The organism is Niallia sp. MER 6 (assembly GCF_023714395.1).
Lineage (GTDB): Bacteria > Bacillota > Bacilli > Bacillales > Cytobacillaceae > Niallia.
This window is the reverse complement of sequence record NZ_JAMAUK010000008.1, coordinates 62,710-80,929: the sequence shown is the minus strand read 5'-3', so window position 1 is coordinate 80,929 and position 18,220 is coordinate 62,710. Positions and strand designations below refer to the sequence as shown.

Annotated in this window: 20 protein-coding genes; 1 reads left to right on the top strand and 19 read right to left on the bottom strand. The window is 39.1% G+C overall.

Annotation, left to right across the window (positions count from 1 at the left end):
- Positions 1 to 25: 25 nt before the first annotated feature.
- From M3600_RS12640 to M3600_RS12580, 13 genes are all read right to left on the bottom strand, one after another.
- On the bottom strand, positions 26 to 799 hold the full coding sequence (locus tag M3600_RS12640; RefSeq protein ID WP_233313357.1) for a CheR family methyltransferase: 774 nt from the start codon (positions 797 to 799) through the stop codon (positions 26 to 28).
- 222 nt (positions 800 to 1,021) lie between these two features.
- The gene (ndk, locus tag M3600_RS12635; protein ID WP_233313356.1) at positions 1,022 to 1,468 is read right to left on the bottom strand and encodes a nucleoside-diphosphate kinase; all 447 of its coding nucleotides are present in this window, start codon (positions 1,466 to 1,468) and stop codon (positions 1,022 to 1,024) included.
- 86 nt (positions 1,469 to 1,554) lie between these two features.
- Positions 1,555 to 2,517, bottom strand: coding sequence for a heptaprenyl diphosphate synthase component II (hepT, locus tag M3600_RS12630; RefSeq protein ID WP_233313354.1), 963 nt, complete (start codon positions 2,515 to 2,517; stop codon positions 1,555 to 1,557).
- A 47-nt stretch (positions 2,518 to 2,564) separates the two neighbouring features.
- Positions 2,565 to 3,272: a demethylmenaquinone methyltransferase gene (locus tag M3600_RS12625; RefSeq protein WP_233313353.1), complete on the bottom strand. Its 708-nt coding sequence runs from the start codon at positions 3,270 to 3,272 to the stop codon at positions 2,565 to 2,567.
- A gap of 5 nt (positions 3,273 to 3,277) precedes the next feature.
- Positions 3,278 to 4,069, bottom strand: coding sequence for a heptaprenyl diphosphate synthase component 1 (locus M3600_RS12620; protein ID WP_251646269.1), 792 nt, complete (start codon positions 4,067 to 4,069; stop codon positions 3,278 to 3,280).
- Positions 4,070 to 4,206: 137 nt separating this feature from the next.
- Positions 4,207 to 4,770 carry a GTP cyclohydrolase I FolE gene (folE, locus tag M3600_RS12615; RefSeq protein ID WP_233313351.1) on the bottom strand — a complete coding sequence of 188 codons (564 nt, stop codon included), beginning with the start codon at positions 4,768 to 4,770 and terminating at the stop codon, positions 4,207 to 4,209.
- Positions 4,771 to 4,969: 199 nt separating this feature from the next.
- On the bottom strand, positions 4,970 to 5,242 hold the full coding sequence (locus M3600_RS12610) for an HU family DNA-binding protein (protein WP_016203034.1): 273 nt from the start codon (positions 5,240 to 5,242) through the stop codon (positions 4,970 to 4,972).
- Positions 5,243 to 5,660: 418 nt separating this feature from the next.
- Positions 5,661 to 7,139: a stage IV sporulation protein A gene (gene spoIVA, locus M3600_RS12605; protein ID WP_251646267.1), complete on the bottom strand. Its 1,479-nt coding sequence runs from the start codon at positions 7,137 to 7,139 to the stop codon at positions 5,661 to 5,663.
- A gap of 559 nt (positions 7,140 to 7,698) precedes the next feature.
- On the bottom strand, positions 7,699 to 8,748 hold the full coding sequence (locus M3600_RS12600; RefSeq protein WP_233313349.1) for an NAD(P)H-dependent glycerol-3-phosphate dehydrogenase: 1,050 nt from the start codon (positions 8,746 to 8,748) through the stop codon (positions 7,699 to 7,701).
- 15 nt (positions 8,749 to 8,763) lie between these two features.
- Entirely contained in the window at positions 8,764 to 10,074 is a 1,311-nt protein-coding gene (der, locus tag M3600_RS12595; RefSeq protein ID WP_233313348.1) for a ribosome biogenesis GTPase Der, read from the bottom strand.
- A 294-nt stretch (positions 10,075 to 10,368) separates the two neighbouring features.
- A complete protein-coding gene (locus tag M3600_RS12590) occupies positions 10,369 to 10,554 on the bottom strand; it encodes a capping complex subunit for YIEGIA (protein ID WP_251646265.1) in 186 nt (61 codons plus the stop codon).
- A complete protein-coding gene (locus M3600_RS12585; protein ID WP_233314720.1) occupies positions 10,551 to 11,441 on the bottom strand; it encodes a YIEGIA family protein in 891 nt (296 codons plus the stop codon). The genes M3600_RS12590 and M3600_RS12585 overlap by 4 nt, the downstream gene beginning before the upstream one ends.
- Entirely contained in the window at positions 11,441 to 12,046 is a 606-nt protein-coding gene (locus M3600_RS12580; protein ID WP_251646263.1) for a YphA family membrane protein, read from the bottom strand. Before M3600_RS12580 ends, M3600_RS12585 begins: the two co-directional genes overlap by 1 nt.
- A 145-nt stretch (positions 12,047 to 12,191) precedes the next feature.
- Here M3600_RS12580 and M3600_RS12575 point away from each other — a divergent pair, with 145 nt between their 5' ends.
- The gene (locus M3600_RS12575; RefSeq protein WP_233313345.1) at positions 12,192 to 12,338 is read left to right on the top strand and encodes a YpzI family protein; all 147 of its coding nucleotides are present in this window, start codon (positions 12,192 to 12,194) and stop codon (positions 12,336 to 12,338) included.
- A gap of 86 nt (positions 12,339 to 12,424) precedes the next feature.
- Here the strand turns inward: M3600_RS12575 and rpsA are convergent, their stop codons facing one another.
- The 6 genes from rpsA to sleB form a co-directional block, all read right to left on the bottom strand.
- Positions 12,425 to 13,567 (bottom strand): 30S ribosomal protein S1, encoded by a 1,143-nt coding sequence (rpsA, locus tag M3600_RS12570; protein WP_233313344.1) that lies wholly within the window; start codon positions 13,565 to 13,567, stop codon positions 12,425 to 12,427.
- A 177-nt stretch (positions 13,568 to 13,744) separates the two neighbouring features.
- Positions 13,745 to 14,419, bottom strand: coding sequence for a (d)CMP kinase (gene cmk / locus M3600_RS12565; protein ID WP_233313343.1), 675 nt, complete (start codon positions 14,417 to 14,419; stop codon positions 13,745 to 13,747).
- Positions 14,420 to 14,621: 202 nt separating this feature from the next.
- Positions 14,622 to 14,804, bottom strand: a complete 183-nt coding sequence (locus M3600_RS12560; RefSeq protein ID WP_233313342.1) for a YpfB family protein — start codon at positions 14,802 to 14,804, stop codon at positions 14,622 to 14,624.
- A gap of 95 nt (positions 14,805 to 14,899) precedes the next feature.
- Positions 14,900 to 15,562, bottom strand: a complete 663-nt coding sequence (locus M3600_RS29190) for a flagellar brake protein (RefSeq protein WP_233313341.1) — start codon at positions 15,560 to 15,562, stop codon at positions 14,900 to 14,902.
- A gap of 149 nt (positions 15,563 to 15,711) precedes the next feature.
- Complete coding sequence (gene ypeB / locus M3600_RS12550) at positions 15,712 to 17,058, bottom strand: germination protein YpeB (protein ID WP_251646261.1); 1,347 nt, start codon at positions 17,056 to 17,058, stop codon at positions 15,712 to 15,714.
- Between the two features lie 16 nt (positions 17,059 to 17,074).
- Positions 17,075 to 18,124, bottom strand: coding sequence for a spore cortex-lytic enzyme (sleB, locus tag M3600_RS12545; protein ID WP_237941664.1), 1,050 nt, complete (start codon positions 18,122 to 18,124; stop codon positions 17,075 to 17,077).
- Positions 18,125 to 18,220 lie beyond the last annotated feature (96 nt).

Sequence of the window (18,220 nt, the reverse complement as noted above, 5' to 3'; positions counted from 1 at the left end):
AAAAAATCCTAAAAACCTGCATTTTTTATACTTTTTTATAGAAAAATGTATCTTCTGTCTCAAAGCCATACTTGCCAGGATTAAAAATTTGCTCTGTGCTGCCGACAAAAAATATGCCGCCGGGTCTTAATGCATTCGCAAATTTCTGATATAAAATATCCTTCGCTTCCTCTGTAAAGTAAATCATGACATTTCGGCAGACAATTAGATCGTAAGGCCCTTGAAAGGGATCAGACAATAGGTTTTGTTGCTTAAATGTCACAGGCTTTTTAATTTCCTCGCTGATTTTAAACATGCTTCCCGATTGGGTAAAGTGCTTCTGTTTTTGCGCAATCGGAACTTCATTTAACGAGCGCTCCACATAAAGGCCTTTCTTTGCTCGTTCAATAGCATTAATATCAAGGTCTGTAGCAGTAATTTGAAAGCTAGTCGGACGGAGGTGGTTTGATAGAATCATGGAGAGAGTATACGGCTCCTCACCAGTTGAACACGCTGCACTCCAAACCTTCAAGCTAGAACTGCCTTTAATCAAGGTCGGCAGAATTTTATTCTCAAGCACCTCCCACCGTCTGAAATTACGGTAAAATTCTGAAACATTAATGGTCATGCGGTCCAGTAATTCTTCGAGAAGCTCCTTATTCTTTCCTATTGCTTGAGAGTATTCTTTAAAAGACCGATAGCCTCTTTTTTCATATAGAGAGGTTAACCTTCTTTTCATTTGCGCTTCTTTGTAGAGAGATAAATCGATGCCTGAAATTTGCTGAAAATTCCTGATAAATTCTTGATAGTCTTTTTCCATAATGAAACCTCGCATCCTGCTGCTAGTAATTTTTCTTTTTTACTAGTATAAACGATAATGATAAGAAATGGGGCAATTATTTAGCAGCTACTTATTAAATAAAAGACAAGACATTCCTATTATTTTTGTTTACGGCAGCAATCATACTACTTTTCAAACAATAAAAAAGCTGCCCTTGAGCAATTACTTGCTCAAAGGGCAGCCTATATTATGTAAGGGGCATTAATAAACCCAATTATTGCTGAGCTTATTATACTCAACAAGTTCTTCTTCTTTAAAAAATAAGCCGATTTCTCTAGCTGCGCTTTCTATACCATCTGATCCATGAATCACGTTTTTTCTCATTACTACTGCAAAATCACCGCGGATTGTGCCGGCAGCAGCATCTATAGGATTTGTCTTGCCCATCATGAGCCTAGCCTTTGCCACCACATCTTCGCCAGCCCACACCATAGCAAATACAGGCCCTGAAGTGATGAAATCAACCAGCTCCATGAAGAAGGGCTTGTCCACATGTTCTTGGTAATGCTTTTTAGCAAGCTCCTCTGACACAACCATTAACTTGGCACCAACAAGCTGGAAGCCTTTGCTTTCAAAGCGTTCTACAATCTTGCCGATTAAATTTCTTTGCACTCCATCTGGTTTGACCATCAAAAACGTTTTCTCCATTTGATTCACTCCTATGTATGTAGTAGTAAGAAAAAATGATTTCATGAAAACGATATCATACATAAAGCGACAATGCAAAGCTTATATTAAAACTTCCTTTTCCCTAAGTACTTCGCTATATTGATGAGGGCAGTTTTGCTTCTACCCTTCGGAAGATCAACAAGCGCATCAAGTGCTTTTTGCAGATACATATTGCTCACCTTAATAGAGCGTTCAATGGCATCAGAGCTCTTAATCAAGCTTATAATTTCTAACAAATCTTCCCGGTCCATCTCTTCATGAACGGTTTCTACCTTTTGGCGGATAACATCATTTTCCATTGCATACAAAACAGGCAAAGTAATATTACCTTGCAATAAGTCGCCGCCAGCAGGCTTCCCTAGTTCTTCTTCTGTACCGACAAAATCAAGAATATCATCAATAATTTGATAAGACATTCCAACATAATAACCGAATTTATGTAGTTTTTTCTGATGCTTCTCTTCCACATCAGACACAATAGCCCCGACTAAAGAACTAGCAGAAATAAGCAGAGCTGTTTTTCTTTTTATGCGACGAAAGTAATCCCTCACATTTTGTTCAAACTGGTATTTGTCTTTAATTTGCTGAATTTCACCGAGGCAAACCTCAACAATCGTGTCTGCCAACACTTTATGAGCATCCGGCTTTTCCAGTTCACTCATAATTTCAAGGGATTTAGCGAAAATATAATCACCACTATACATAGCAACTTTATTATCCCATTTCGCCTTAATCGTCGGTTGCCCTCTGCGCAAGTCCGAGTCATCGATAACATCATCGTGAACAAGGGATGCCATATGAATCAACTCGAGTGCGACTGCTGCCTTTTTAATGACATGGATGTCATAATTGCCAATTTGACCAGCGAGCAGGACAAAAATCGGCCTAATTCGCTTACCGCCCGCTTTAAGAAGATGCAGCGACGACTCTCTCAATATAGAAGTGTTGGCATTCACTGTATCTTCCAGTGTTTTTTCTATTAATTCTAAATCAGAATTCAAAAATGAATACATCATTTTTAATTTCACTTAAGCCTCACCCGTCTTTAACTGCTGTACAAAAATAGATACAGACATTATTTTTCTTTAAAGCCGATATGCACAGCAGCCACGCCACCGCTGTATGCCTTATACGTCACATTGGACAAGCCTGCCTTTTCAAAAAGGGAAGCGAGCTCTTTCATTCCTGGAAAATCCCGAGCTGATTCCTGCAGCCAAGAGTATTCCTTGTAGCTTTTGGCGAAAATCTTTCCAAACAGGGGCATCACAAACCGGAAATAGAAATAGTAGCCTTGTTTAAAAACAGGCATTGTCGGTTGAGATGTTTCCAGACAAACAACCTTGCCTCCCGGTTTAACTACCCTTCTCATTTCCTTGAGCACTTGCAGATAGTCAGGAACATTTCGCAGCCCAAAGCCGATTGTCACAAAATCAAAGCTGTCATCAGCAAACGGCAGCTCCATAGCATTGCCATGAATCAACTGGATTTGCTGATAATCCTTTGTTTTCTCTTTGCCGATGCTCAGCATGTTTTCGCTGAAATCAAGTCCGATTACTTCACCAGTTGACCCGACTGCATCTGCCAGACTTATTGTCCAGTCCGCTGTGCCGCAGCAAACATCCAAAGCTTTTGCGCCTTTAGGAACATTCATCCTTTTCATCGTTTCTTTGCGCCAAATCTTATGCTGCTGAAAACTGATTACTGTATTCATTTTATCGTAATTGCCATATATCTTTTCGAATACATGGTGCACTTTTTCTTCCTTTGATTGGTGCTCCCGCATTGCTCTTACCCTTCTTCCACATACATTTGTTGTTTGATTTTATCCAAAACTGCCACAGTTCTGACCCCGATGCTGTCCTCATCAGGCGCATAGCTCTTAAGCGCTTCTGTTAAGCTGTCTGCCGCTTTTTGAACTGCCGGATCGAACAGACGATATCCTTGATCCTCTGCAAGGCGGCCAAGCTCCCCACTATGACGATTCAGCATGCTGAATAAAAATGAATCCCCAGTTAAGTTATATGTATTCCTGTCTTGCAGCATTCTGTTCAGAAATAGAAACGACAATGCAAAAGTTCTCCAATTATGCAAGCGGAAACGGTCAACAAGCTTATCTAAAATAGAAAACTCAACAGCTTCTATGGCATCTATCAATTCTGGAAGTCCGGCAAAAGCTTGCTGATAGATAATCATCTTATTCTCGTTAACCTCTTTAATTGCTTCGGCAAACACTTTTATCATCTCATAATCTCCGAGGTCTGCCAGCAGCTTGTAATATTGACCGCTGTAAAAATCTCCGGCCAATATTGTTAACTGCCTGTTCTTTTCTATTCCTTTATGAACGCTGTCATTGGTTACAAGCTCATGGGTATCAAGGGCAATTTGAATAAGCATTGTTGTTGTGGCATATGTGATGACTTGGCTGTCATCTATGTCAGCCTGCTTTAATAGAAAAACGGTAAGCAGAAGCTTGTCTTCATCAATTATCGGATTATCAATATGCTTAAAAAGATAAGGATGAGCAATCTTTTGTAATACCTCTTCCCGCACATTCTCCACCATTTCTTGAAATAACATCATAATATCACCCTTGTTCCCCCATAAATTTCTCTTTATATATACATTACAACTAAATTATATTTGTATAAAGTCTAGCTTATTATAGCATACTTGCTTGCTGACACCACTTAAAAAGCCTTGTAAGACAAGCCTTTATGTCACTTAATTAAAGACAGCACCTCTGTGCGGGCATCTGCATTTTCTGCATACTTACCGCGGACAGCTGTTGTAACTGTCTTCGCACCAGGCTTGTTAACGCCTCTCATTGTCATGCACATATGCTCTGCTTCAACTACGACCATAACACCATGCGGATCAAGCATTTCTTGAATCGCATCAGCGACTGTTGAAGTGATGCGCTCTTGCAGCTGCGGTCTTTTCGCAACAGCTTCAACCGCTCTTGCTAATTTGCTCAAGCCCGTTACTTTTCCGTTTCTAGGAATATAGGCTACGTGAGCAACTCCATAAAACGGAACGAGATGATGTTCACACATGCTGTACAGCGGAATGTCTTTAACAAGCACAAGCTCCTCATGGTCTTCCCCAAAAATAGTATGAAAATACTCTCTTGGATCCTCATTTAATCCTGAGAAAATATCACTATACATTTTGGCGACTCTTTTTGGGGTATCAAGCAATCCTTCTCTTTCAGGATCTTCCCCAATCGCTTCCAGTATTTGTTTTACCGCATCTTCTATCTTGGCCAAATCAACATTCGACATTCTTTTTTTCCTCCCAAAGCTATCAATCCAATTTCCTTTAATCATATTAGCATATAAAAAGAACGAACACCACGAATACCGTCAATTCTATTCAATTCCCATTAAGCCATTGGCTAAACTTTTGGAAAATATGCTAATAAATAGAAAAAACCGCGAGTAATTCGCGGTTTTTAGAGAAATAATATGCAATGTATGTAAATTACTTCACTGCGTCTTTAAGTGCTTTACCTGGTTTAAAAGCAGGAACTTTGCTTGCTGCGATTTCGATTTCTTCACCAGTTTGTGGGTTGCGACCTTTACGAGCTGCACGCTCACGTACCTCAAAGTTACCAAAACCGATAAGTTGTACTTTATCGCCATCTTTTAAAGCATTCAAGATTGTATCAAAAACAGCATCAACTGCTTTAGTAGCGTCTTTTTTAGACAATTCGCTTGCTTCTGCAACTGCGTTAATTAATTCTGTCTTGTTCATGCCTTTCACCTCCTCCCAAATGTTTCAAATAAATCCTAAAAAATCGTTTCATATCATTATTTGTAAACAATTTATCGGAATTATATACGTCATCAAGAATATTTTTCCTTTGCAGCATCATAGGGTTCCATAATGCTACTACTAACGTGACAAGCATTTATAATGTATATCATAATGCTTTAATCGCTGTAATGACGCTGATTCCTTTAAAAGATTATCATAATCGTTTGAGCATATCAAGAAATTTTATATATTGATAGCAATCTTTTCATCATTTGATATAAAAGTGTAATATTAAATCAATAAATTTACATACATATCCGAAACTGACAAATTAAGAGAAATAGCCCAGTTCTTATTATTTAGTAGGGAGAAGTTAACGCATGCAAAAAAAAGAAACTCCCACAAAGAGAGTTTCCTATAAGATTATTGCAATAAGCCCTCCAGAGCCTTCATTGATGATACGCTCAAGTGTCTCTTTCAGCTTGTAGCGGGCATTTTCAGGCATAAGTGAAAGCTTTGCTTGAATTCCTTCCCTAACAATGGAGCTTAAGCTTCTTCCGAAAATATCCGAATTCCAGATGGATAATGGATCATCCTCAAAATCCTGCATCAAATATCTGACAAGTTCCTCACTCTGTTTCTCAGAACCGATAATTGGTGCAAATTCTGACTCAACATCCACTTTAATCATGTGGATAGATGGTGCTACAGCCTTTAATCTTACACCGAATCTTGAACCTTGGCGGATGATTTCCGGCTCATCTAAGCTCATATCGATAAGGGATGGTGCTGCAATGCCATAACCTGTTTGTTTAACCATTTTCAGTGCATCTGAGATTTGGTCATACTCTGTTTTTGCATGGGCAAAGTCCTGCATTAGCTCAAGCAAATGATCTTTCCCTCTGATTTCCACACCAACAATCTCTTTCAAAATTTCATCATACAGCTCATCTGGTGCGTACAAATCGATTTCGGCAACACCTTGCCCCATCTCAATTCCTGCAAGACCAGCCTTATCGATAAATTCAAAGTCGCTAAATTGCTGCACAACACGATCGACATCTCGCAGTCTCTTAATATCTTTAACTGTTTCCTTCACAGCCTCTTGATAGTTGTCACGCAACCAATGGTTCTCCCGAAGAACCATTACCCAGCTCGGCAGGTTTACGTTCACTTCAAGTACAGGGAACTCAAACAGTGCTTCTCTCATTACATTAAGGACATCTGATTCTCTCATGCTTTCAACACTCATTGCGATAACTGGAATATCATATTTATCTGATAGTTCACTGCGAAGCTTTTCTGTATTAGGGTGATAAGGCTGGGCGCTGTTGACAATCATAATAAACGGCTTGCCGACTTCCTTCAGCTCTTCAATAACCCTGTTTTCTGCTTCTAAGTAATTACTTCTCGGTATATCCCCAATCGTTCCATCTGTTGTAATGACAACACCGATTGTGCTATGTTCCTGAATAACCTTTCTTGTACCAATTTCAGCCGCTTCATGAAATGGAATTGGCTCTTCATACCATGGTGTATTGATCATCCGAGGCCCATTTTCGTCTTCATAACCCTGCGCGCCTGGAACCGTGTAGCCGACACAATCAACTAATCGGATATTTACATCCAATCCTTCATCCACAGTTACAGATGCCGCCTGATTTGGAACAAACTTTGGCTCTGTCGTCATAATCGTCTTACCTGCCGCGCTTTGCGGCAATTCATCCTTTGTTCTTGCACGGTCACCTTCATTATCCATATTCGGAATAACAACCAATTCCATAAACTTCTTTATGAAAGTAGACTTGCCTGTTCGAACAGCACCCACTACACCTAAGTAAATATCACCGCCAGTTCTTTCGGCAATATCTTTAAAAATATTTACCTTTTCCAAATGATCCCCTCCTGAACTCTCCCTAGTGTAGAGATTAGCAAAAACCATTTAATGCAATTAGACAATATATATTTATGATGTTGTCCTATCTCATTATGACTACTTTTATAAATTCCCCCTTTTTTTTATAGAAGATTTCTTCTCCTTAAAAAACTACTTCGTAAAAAAACATATAATCAGCGGACTTTATCGCAAATCATAAAAGAAGTTAAAGTAATGCTCAGCTTATTTTATGATTTTTATTCACGCCAAAAAAAATAACCCTTCTAAATCATATATACACATGAATGATAGGGTTATGACTATTTCTATAAAAATTTATTTTATCGGTGTACATAGGAGCTACAGAGTCATTTTCATTCAAAAAAAAATCAAAGTAAAAGCAGGGGAACCTTTACTTTGATTTCATGACTATATAACCCATCACCTGTTCATTCCACCAGGTTGCTTCAAAGCATTGTATGCATAAATACATCATTCGCACACCATAAAATGCCTAATAATCGTAACAAATTTCGAAAAACAGATTTTTAAAGCTCACTAAAGGATGGTATAAGACTTATTCTACGTACTGGGAAGCAAGGATGTTCACAAGGTCTTCCATCTCATGTGTTTTATCCCTTGCCATTAAGCCTTCCACTACTTCCTTCGCATTCTTCCCATTAAACAGCACATCATATAAAGCATTCGTAATCGGCATCTCAATGCCATATTTCTCAGAAAGCTGTTGGCCTGCTTTAGTTGTTCTAATTCCTTCTACAACCATTCCCATGTTCTCAAGAACCTCTTCAAGGGGACAGCCCTTTCCAAGCAAATTACCAGCTCTCCAGTTTCTTGAATGGACACTCGTACAGGTCACAATCAAATCACCAATGCCGGTTAATCCTGAGAAGGTAAGGGGATTTGCACCCATTTTTGTTCCTAATCTCGCCATCTCTGCAAGTCCTCTTGTAATAAGTGCAGCTTTGGCGTTGTCACCAAAACCTAGCCCATCTGTAATTCCAGCACAGACTGCGATAATATTCTTTAGTGCACCACCGATTTCCACACCGACAATATCAGGATTCGTATAAACCCTGAATTTTGAATTAATGAACAAGTCCTGAACTTTTTCTGCTTCCTCCATGTTTTTAGAAGAAACTGTTACTGTCGTCAAATGGCGCAAGCTTACTTCCTCTGCATGGCTTGGTCCTGACAGGACAACAATGCTCTTTAACAGACGCTCCGGAATCTCTTCTTCCATTATTTCAGATATGCGAAGCAGTGTTCCTGGCTCAATCCCTTTGCTTACATGAATGAATGTTTTTGGTTCATCTAAGAAAGGTATAATTTGTTGGATTACTTCGCGCATCGCTTTTGTAGGAACAGATAAGACAATATAATGGACATCCTTTAAGCTTTCCTGCATGGACGTATATCCAATGATATTTTCCGAAAGCTTTATGTCTGGAAGATATCGTTTGTTTACATGATTTTTGTTGATTTCTTCAATATCTTGTCCATTTTTACCCCAAAGATGGACAGTATGTCCATTATCGGCAAGCACTAACGCAAGCGCTGTCCCCCAGCTTCCGGCTCCGATCATTGCAATTTTTTTATGATTACCCATTACGATCCACCTCTATTATTTTCTTTCACGCGCAAAAATTCTAATTGGTGTTCCTTCGAAGCCAAAGGCATCTCTAATACGGTTTTCTAGGAAACGTTCATAGGAGAAATGCATCAGCTCTGGATCATTAACAAATACAACAAATGTTGGCGGTCCAACAGCTACTTGAGTAGTATAGTAAATCTTCAAACGTTTACCTTTATCTGTTGGTGTTGGATTCATCGCCACAGCATCCATAATGACATCATTCAATACACTTGTCTCTACCCTTAAAGTATGATTTTGGCTGGCGATATTAATCATGGGAATCAATGTATGAATCCGCTTTTTCGTCTTAGCAGACAAGAACACAACCGGTGCATAATCCAAGAATAAGAAATGCTCTCTGATGTTTTGTTCAAATGTTTTCATTGTTTTTTCGTCTTTTTCGACAGCATCCCATTTATTTACAACAATAATAACCGCTCTGCCTGCTTCATGGGCATAGCCTGCGATTTTTTTGTCTTGTTCAATAATGCCTTCTTCCCCGTCTATAACAACTAAAACAACATCTGATCTTTCAATCGCTCTTAATGCACGAAGAACACTGTATTTCTCAGTACTTTCATACACTTTCCCTTTTTTTCGCATACCTGCTGTATCAATGATTACGTATTTTTCACCGTTAACAGTAACTTCTGAGTCAATCGCATCTCTTGTTGTGCCGGCAATATTGCTGACAATAACGCGGTCCTCTCCAAGCATTGCATTAACAAGCGACGATTTCCCTACATTCGGACGGCCGATTAAAGAAAACTTAATGACATCATCAGCATAGTCTTTTGTGTCTCTGTTTGGGAAATGCTTGGCAGCTTCATCTAATAAGTCACCTAAACCTAAGCCGTGAGATCCGGAAATCGGCATCGGCTCACCAAATCCTAACGAATAGAAATCATAGATTTGTTCGCGCATCTCTGGGTTATCAATTTTGTTTACAGCAAGAACAACTGGTTTTTTTGCACGATAGAGGATTTTTGCTACCTCTTCGTCGGCAGCTGTTACACCTTCACGGCCGTTCGTAAGGAAAATGATAACATCAGCTTCGTCAATTGCTACCTCTGCCTGTGCTCTGATTTGCTCTAAAAAAGGCTCATCGCCAATATCGATTCCGCCTGTATCAATCAGGTTAAAATCATGATTCAGCCACTCTGCAGAGCTGTATATTCTGTCTCTTGTTACACCAGGAATATCTTCAACAATGGAGATTCTCTCCCCGACAATTCTATTAAAAATAGTAGACTTTCCAACGTTAGGACGTCCTACTATTGCTATTACAGGTTTCGCCATTCTTACTTACACCCTTCCATACTCCAAAATAGTCTTTTTTGCTTTTATGTCTACACAAACAAATACTATGTAAATTATTATTCCAAGCTCTTCTAAATCAGCCTGACATGTCAACTAAGATCGCAATACTGCTTGCCACAGTCCAAAAGCGTTAAAAACAATTAGGGGCTAGCCCAAGCTTTTAGGCAGTCCCCTAACTAATATATCTTAACAGAGCAGCATTGTACAGGCAAGTACTAGAAAATTGTTAAGCTATGCTGGGATTTGCCAGTCCTAAACTAACTGCTTGAATGCTCAATGCTTGACGATAATATAAACATCTTCGCTGATTTTATGGGCAATCCCGTCAAGAATAGCTTCCAAGTTTGTTGCTAAAACTTCCATTTCACTAACGTCGCTGCAATAAAAAACGCCAGTGCCTTGCGCTACTTTTTCCGGTTTCGTTGTTATAGCGGCCAATATATACTTTTCAATCGTCACTGTGCTTCTTCCTCTCTTAACAGCCTTTTGCTCGGCATCCGGATGGCATTTTCAAGAGTTGGAGTTGCTCCAATAATCTCAAGCGCTTTTTCCGGGTCATTATGCTGCGGCAAAACAAAAACAGCGACCCTTCCATCCTCCAAGTCTCTTTTTGCTAAAGGAACTAAAGCTGGTGTTCCAGAATCGCGGTACACTCCCAATGCAGTCGAGACATCGTACAGAATTGCCTGTCTTTGCCCAAGATTTGCGATTGTCGTTCTGGCATTGAAGTTTTTAGGTGTGAGGATAAATCCCATCCCGTATTTCAGCACTTCCTCCTGCCGTGCTGGTATTCCGATATTCATAATATAAATATTATCAACATACAAGCCAGCATCTTCAAATCTCGGTTTAACATATTCAATTGTTACAATATCGCGAAGCTTTCCGCCGGACATGAGCTTCCTGCTGATAAAAAACGATATAATTGCCGCAATAATTCCGCCCCATATATGGAAAGTAATGAATCCAAAGGTACTCAAAAGGCTTGCAAACATAACAAGATAATTTCTGCTTTCAAATGCAATTGCTATTCCTTCGATATACGTTTTCCCACGTGGCACCATCTCGTAACTGTCAAGCTCTGTTAATGTGTTTCTTTCCATATTGCGGACATCCCGAAATTGCGAGGCAGCGACAGTGAGAAAGGTGACAGCTGTAAAGTCTTTATCTAATATGGAGGGAATGGCAACTGTGCCTAGACCTGCCGCTATGAATCCAAGTGCAACATGAATGATCTTGCCGTGAAGATATGTCGGGTATTGCCTGTAATCAGTGCGAAGCATAAACATGCGTAAAGCTGTTCCGATAATGAGTCCAAATAGAATTGGATATGTAAATGTGGTCATCATAGTTTTTGCTTCTCCTTTTCGATTAAGTATATTTGCTGTTCCAATTTCGCAAGGAAAACTTTAGCAATATTCCACGCTGTTATGCTGGCTATACATAAGAGCAGACTGTCGAAAAAGGCCGCTGTTCCAATTCTTTCGTCCATCCTGTAGTAATGGAGCAAGTATCCGTACAGCATTTCGCCAACAGAACTTCCTATAATGATCATTAAACCCTGAGTTGCCATTGTGCGATGCAGCATCACACTTAAAATAGCAAGCATTACTGCAAGCATGACGTCTTTATCTATTAACAGCCAAACTGGATCAAGAATGCTTAAAAGCTGCAAAGCGCAATAAGCAAGCATTGTCATAAAGGCTGTCAGCACCATATAAAGCTGCTGGGACGTCCGTAGCCTGGCAGCATAAATAAAAGCTGACACTATTTGGACAAGCAGCACTACAGACACTTCCATGCCCATAAAGGGTAAATGATGAGGATATAAAATTATTGCTATAAGCAAAAAAGATGCGTATTTACTTCTATTATTATTATCTTTCTCCATAAAAAAAGTGGGTATTAACCAGAGCATCCAAGCAAACAAAAAAAACATATTACCTTCCATAACTATTCACTCTCCTACTTTTTCCATTATGTCAATTAAATATGTACTTTAAACTTAGAAAAGTAAGGTTTGGCAAATGCTGGACAAAATCCCTCTGCATAATGTGGGGTGTTATTTATCATTCTATTGATAGGGGGTGTTACAAGTGGGAAAGGATCGTCAAGAGAAGAAATTAAGACAAAGCCACCGCGTCGAATCTGACCGCGACCAGGCTATCCATTATCCTGGGGCGACACGTTTACAAAGCCCTAGTGAAGGCAGAGCCTTAAACGATAATAAATCCAGTGATTGACACACACTAAAAAGAGCTGTCCAAGAATAACCAAACGACGTTCTCCTTTAGAGAAGCTGTTTGCCCATCTTGGACAGCTCTATAAATTATTGCTGCTTTAGTTTTTTCAATTGCTCGCCAATCATGTCACCTAATTGGAACCCTTTTGATTCCTCTGGCAGCTCATATACTTCATCTTCTTCTTGCTCTTTTTCCGTCAAGTCTTTGATGTTTAAGGAAAGGCGCTGTTCCTCTTCATTCACATCAAGCACCTTCACTTGAACTGTTTGCCCTTCTTTAAGCACTTCATGCGGTGTGCCGATATGCTTATGAGCGATTTGAGAAATATGGACAAGTCCTTCTACCCCTGGGAACACTTCAACGAATGCACCATATGAAACGATACGTTTAACTGTTCCTTCTAAAATACTGCCTTTTTCCGCTTTTTCTGCGATATTTGCCCACGGTCCTGGCAATGTATCTTTAATAGATAAGGAAATTCGGTCATTATTGCGGTCAACGCTTAAGATTTTCACATTGACTTCTTGACCTTCCTGAACAACATCTGAAGGGTTAGTGATATGCTCATGTGACAGCTGAGAGATATGCACTAAACCATCTATACCGCCCAAGTCTACGAATGCACCAAAGTCAGTTATTCTTTGAACAACCCCTTGAAGCGTCTGTCCTTCTTGCAAAGATTCAAGCAAGTTTTGTTTTTGCTTGCTTTTCTCTTCTTCAATAACAGCCTTATGGGAAAGGATTAAACGATTTTTATCCTTTTCAAGCTCTACAATCTTAAAGGAAATAGTTTTTCCTTTATAATCAGAGAAGTCTTCCACATAATGTGCTTCTACAAGCGATGCAGGAACAAAACCGCGCACACCTAAATCAACGACAAGCCCGCCTTTTACTACATCCTTCACTTCTGCATCAAAGATTTCACCAGAGTTGAACTTTTCTTCTAAGCTTTCCCAAGCTTTTTCAGCATCGACTTTACGTTTAGACAGAACAAGAGCATCCTCTTCTACTTTAATAACTTGAAGATCAAGCTCTTCTCCTTCTGAAACTACATCTTCTGCTTTTTCAATATGAAGGCTGGACAATTCGCTAATCGGAATAATACCATCCAGTTTACTGTCACTGATGGCAATAATAACTTGTTTTTCTTCAACCTTAGTAACTTTACCTGTTACGCGGTCCCCAACTGTGTAGTTATGAACAACGATATCATTTAATTCTTCAGACATATGTACTCCTCCTTAAACTTTTCTAATGAAATAATGCAATAATTGCTCATTCCATATAGCTTTCATAAAAAATTAATAGAATAATAAAAATTTATTTTCTTCTATCTAACTTCTTATAAATGTGATTATTTGTCAAGTAAGAAACACTAGCGCGCTTTACAGCCGCATAAGCGGCAATCAGTTTGTAATCTTATCCTCTGTCAATGCCATAATTTTGCCTACCACATCATTGATGGATAAAGAAGTCGTATCAATTTCGATTGCGTCTTCTGCTTTTTTAAGCGGAGCCACTTCTCGTTCAGAATCTAATTTATCTCTTGCTGCTATTTCCGACTTCAGCTGCTCCAAATCCGATTCAAAGCCTTTAGCAATATTTTCAGTATGGCGTCTAACTGCTCTTTCCTCTACTGAAGCAAGTAAGAACACCTTTACTTCAGCATGCGGGATGACATGTGTTCCAATGTCCCTACCATCCATTACCACGCCTCCGCCGATTGCAAACCCCTGTTGTCTGCGAACCATCTCTTCACGCACTAACTTATGCTTCGCTGCAATGGACACAGAATTTGTCACATTGCTTCTGCGGATATCTTCCGTAACGTCGACGCTGTCCAAGAAAATTTTCTGTCCCTTTTCACCAGGGAAAAGCTCGATAGCCGTACTGTCTAACATACTTTCTAACGCTGCCTCGTCCTCCAAGTTAATCCCAGTGTTTAAGGCTTTTAAGGTTAGCGCCCTGTACATTGCCCCAGTATCGATATATATATAGCCTAGTTGTTCTGCTACAATTTTGGCTACTGTGCTTTTTCCGGCAGCTGCCGGTCCATCTATTGCAATGCTGATTTTTTTCATATTTCCTCCTAAAACCTTCACTATCCCAGTATCCAACATATAATTTGAAATTACTTAGAACAGAATTTTATCAGTTTTTATTTTATCATATTTTCTATCCCAATTTGTTGATTAAACCTATTAAAATCCGTACTATTTTTTCACATTTGATTTTCAAGTACAAAAAAACCTTTCAGATTAAAATCGAAAGGTTTTTCAAGCTCTACTCCTGGCTAAGCCCGAGTGTTTCCAAAATGGAGGTGTAATTCGACTTAGATACCCCTTCATATTGGGCAAGCTGATGCAGTTCTGGAAGTATGTTTACTTGATGAAGTATTTGACCAGCTAGCAAAAAAAACAACTGGATGGCAATTAACTTAAACAACAACCGTTCAAATCGCTTCATTTTCCACTAACCTCGATTTCTGTTGTGCCCTTTTTGATATTAAACAGGCGAATTCACTTTACCTGTTTAGTATCGGAATATCTTATCGAGTTTATTCAGATTTCCAGTCCTTTCTTACGGAAAGAAAGCTGACGGTCAAAACAGAAACGCAAGAAAAGCTGGCGGTCATTTGCGCTTACCTCGATAAATTCCAGCGGCGCTTTATTATGTGTTTCATTATAATTAATGATTTTTTTAACAATTGCCTTCACCTTTAAATAATAATAATCACCGTTTTGCATCGGCAAAACAAAGTTGGTGTACACAATGGTCTCTGCCTTAAGATTAGAACCTGCCGGCACAAGAATGGCTGCTCCGCCTGCACTTATGTCTGTTGTTATTGTCGCAAACGGCGCCACTTCTGTGTCGTCAGAAGAGATGGCAACATCCACATTTGTTTCTACTCTGACATACTCTCTCCTCTGAATCTTAATAAACTGGTCACTGTTCGGGAAATGAAGGATAAGCATTGGTATATTGTTTTGCTTCTCTCTCCCGATAATTTCTGAGTCGAACATGTAAACCGCTCCTTGACTTGTAACAAAGCTGACCTTTAGCTGTGTTCCGTTCAGCAAGAAGACGGCCTTTTTTGTTTCAGCATGGATGGGATAATCTATATAGATTTCATTTTCTTTTCTATCAACTAAACGGCATTTATATTTTTCTGAGTTCTCACTATGAGCTGGCTCTAATATTAACGTATCTCCGATATTTATCACTATAGTACCACGCTTTCTTCGTTTGCTAATTAGGAATTAATTCTTTTTACCTATATTATCGCAAAAACATCTTCCTTATCAATAGTCCACAGAAAAAAACGTAGTAAAAAAGCAGCAAGGAACAAGATGCCCCTACTGCTTTTTTACTATTAAACAACGTCATCATATAAAGGTTCAGCATTTTTGAGTTTTTCGACTTTTTCTTCTGTGCCAGTATCAGCATTAATATAAATACGATACGTATCATCATCCAATGTGCCGATAAATTCATAGCATAATACTTCATCGTTTAAATCATTAAGAATAACAGCCAATCCGTCTTCCATTATGTTAACATTTTTGCTGATTTTCTTTTGTGCCTCAGACTTAGATATTGCGGGATCTTTAAAATCCCGACTCTTATGCTGTTTTAAGTAATCTTCAGCAGTAAAGCCGATAATATTCCCATTATCTAGAGCAACTTTTATCTTAATGCTGTCTGGATAAATTCTTACCCCGTTATCCTCTGTTACATAGGTAAAGACACCGATATTGTCATATTGCATACTTTCAAATAATGCCAAGTCTTTAAAGTCATGCTGTTTCAAAAAATCCGTTGCCTTGTTGCTAGCATCATTTAAACTGATTTTTTGTTTTTTAACATCTCTTGAAACAATCGACCAGATTGGATATCCGCCCTTTTTGGTAATATCCATATTTGCTTCTGTTCCAGTATCTTTTTCTTTAAGAGAGACACTGTAAAATCCATATCCAGATCCTTTGCCATTCTCTGTGATGTTGACTTCCACATCACCTTTAAATGCTGCATAATCTTCGGCGATTTTTTGCGCTTCTTTTTTCGTGATTTCTTCTCCTTCTAAACTGCTGAAGTTTTCATCCTTTTTTTCCATATTAACATTTGTAACGCCAAAGCTTGTTTCTTGGTAGCCATCTACTTTGTCCTCAACAGTTTTTAAACCATCAATGATTGTATTATCTCCTTGCTTATTCGTTGCCAAGGCCATCTCAACGTCCATCCAGCGTAAATTGTTTTCTAGAACTAGATGCTGCACATTGCGCAATTCATCTTGAATATCCTTTGCATCTCCATACAGCTTTTTCAATGATTTATATTCCTTATCGGACAGTGGTTCATCATCTAAATTTCGGACAGCCGTCCGGTAGCTGAAATCTCCTATATTTGCTAAAAATTCCTCTGTCTTATTGAATGGCAATAAAGTGAGCGGCAGCTGGCCAACATCGCTATGGGCCTGTGAAGTTATTCTCCATACTTCCGCCAGTGACGGAGACAGTGATTCTTGTGAATTCATCGCAAGTGTTGTTCCAATTTGATCATGAAGCAAATCTATTTGATAGGAAAGATCATGGAAAGCACGTTGATAGCTGTTTTCAGCATTCATTAATACTGCATTTTTTTCCTTATGTTCTTGATAGCCCCAAAATGCTGCACCTGCAACTCCGATTGTCAAAATACCTATCAATATCCCTCTAAGCATTTAACGTTCACCCCTTTTATTTACAGAATATGTGCTTGCCTATTTGCTTAATTTGCGGTCTTGACCAAATCCAACCGCTAGTTGCGGTTGCTGGGTTAAAATAATAGATAGCATTTCCTGTAGGGTCCCATCCATTTATAGCGTCAAGGACAGCTTGTTTTGCCGTCTCATTAGGTGTCAGCCAGATTTGTCCATCTGCAACAGCTGTGAACGCTCTTGGTTCAAAGATAACCCCTGATACTGTATTCGGAAACGAAGGGCTAGTCACCCGGTTAAGAATGACAGAAGCAACAGCAACCTGACCGATATAAGGCTCACCTCTTGATTCTCCATAAACTGCATTTGCCATTAGCTGAATATCATTCTGTGAGAAACCGTTAGGAACATTAGCAGCTGTCGGCGTTTTTTTCTTCACCGATTCGCCAGCATTCGCTTTTGGCGGAGTTGCCTTTGTATTATTGTTTGCGACATTATTGTTAGTGTTTGCTTTATTATTGGCTCCAGCGTTATTTGCTTTTGATTGATTTGTTTGTTTTTTTGTTGCTGGTTTTTGTGTTGCTGGTTTTTGCTGATTATTATTTGCTGCCTTATTTGTATTAGTTCCTGTGTTTGACTTATTAGCAGTCCCTGACTTATTTGCATTGCCAGCCTTGTTTTTATTTGCAGAAGGTGTTTTTTGCTTATTCAAATCTGTCCCACCGTAATGTGAGAATTTTTTCCCAGTGTCAATTTGTTCTTTTACAAATTGCTCATTATACTTTGATGCTTTAGCTAGCTTTAGTTTTGTTTGCCAGCCGGCGAGTCCGTCAATTGGCAGCCCGAATTCATATTGGAAGTTTCTTAATGCCCAATATGTTTTCCAGCCAAAGACTCCATCAATTTTGCCATTGTAAAATCCTATATATTGGAGTCTTGCTTGCAATTCAATTACATCATCTCCAACAGCACCTTGCTGAATCACTTGATTCGAGAACGCTTCCGCTTTATGCTCCACATTCGCTAATGTTGCTAGAATGATACAGGCGGAAATTACGACAGAAATTTTCGTTAAGAACTTTTTATTCATGCGTGTTACCCCCAGATGTGAATACTATTTGTCATTGACTCTATTTTTTGTAGCCACTTGGTTTTTATGCAAAAAAAAAGAAAATGAACAATTTCA

Coding starts and splice junctions, on each gene's coding strand:
- M3600_RS12640 (WP_233313357.1), bottom strand. CDS start 799: ATGGAAAAAGACTATCAAGAATTTATCAGGAATTTTCAGCAAATTTCA.
- ndk (WP_233313356.1), bottom strand. CDS start 1,468: ATGGAGAAAACGTTTTTGATGGTCAAACCAGATGGAGTGCAAAGAAAT.
- M3600_RS12625 (WP_233313353.1), bottom strand. CDS start 3,272: ATGCGGGAGCACCAATCAAAGGAAGAAAAAGTGCACCATGTATTCGAA.
- M3600_RS12620 (WP_251646269.1), bottom strand. CDS start 4,069: ATGATGTTATTTCAAGAAATGGTGGAGAATGTGCGGGAAGAGGTATTA.
- folE (WP_233313351.1), bottom strand. CDS start 4,770: ATGTCGAATGTTGATTTGGCCAAGATAGAAGATGCGGTAAAACAAATA.
- M3600_RS12610 (WP_016203034.1), bottom strand. CDS start 5,242: ATGAACAAGACAGAATTAATTAACGCAGTTGCAGAAGCAAGCGAATTG.
- M3600_RS12600 (WP_233313349.1), bottom strand. CDS start 8,748: ATGGGTAATCATAAAAAAATTGCAATGATCGGAGCCGGAAGCTGGGGG.
- der (WP_233313348.1), bottom strand. CDS start 10,074: ATGGCGAAACCTGTAATAGCAATAGTAGGACGTCCTAACGTTGGAAAG.
- M3600_RS12585 (WP_233314720.1), bottom strand. CDS start 11,441: ATGACCACATTTACATATCCAATTCTATTTGGACTCATTATCGGAACA.
- M3600_RS12580 (WP_251646263.1), bottom strand. CDS start 12,046: ATGGAAGGTAATATGTTTTTTTTGTTTGCTTGGATGCTCTGGTTAATA.
- rpsA (WP_233313344.1), bottom strand. CDS start 13,567: ATGTCTGAAGAATTAAATGATATCGTTGTTCATAACTACACAGTTGGG.
- cmk (WP_233313343.1), bottom strand. CDS start 14,419: ATGAAAAAAATCAGCATTGCAATAGATGGACCGGCAGCTGCCGGAAAA.
- M3600_RS12560 (WP_233313342.1), bottom strand. CDS start 14,804: ATGAAGCGATTTGAACGGTTGTTGTTTAAGTTAATTGCCATCCAGTTG.
- ypeB (WP_251646261.1), bottom strand. CDS start 17,058: ATGCTTAGAGGGATATTGATAGGTATTTTGACAATCGGAGTTGCAGGT.
- sleB (WP_237941664.1), bottom strand. CDS start 18,124: ATGAATAAAAAGTTCTTAACGAAAATTTCTGTCGTAATTTCCGCCTGT.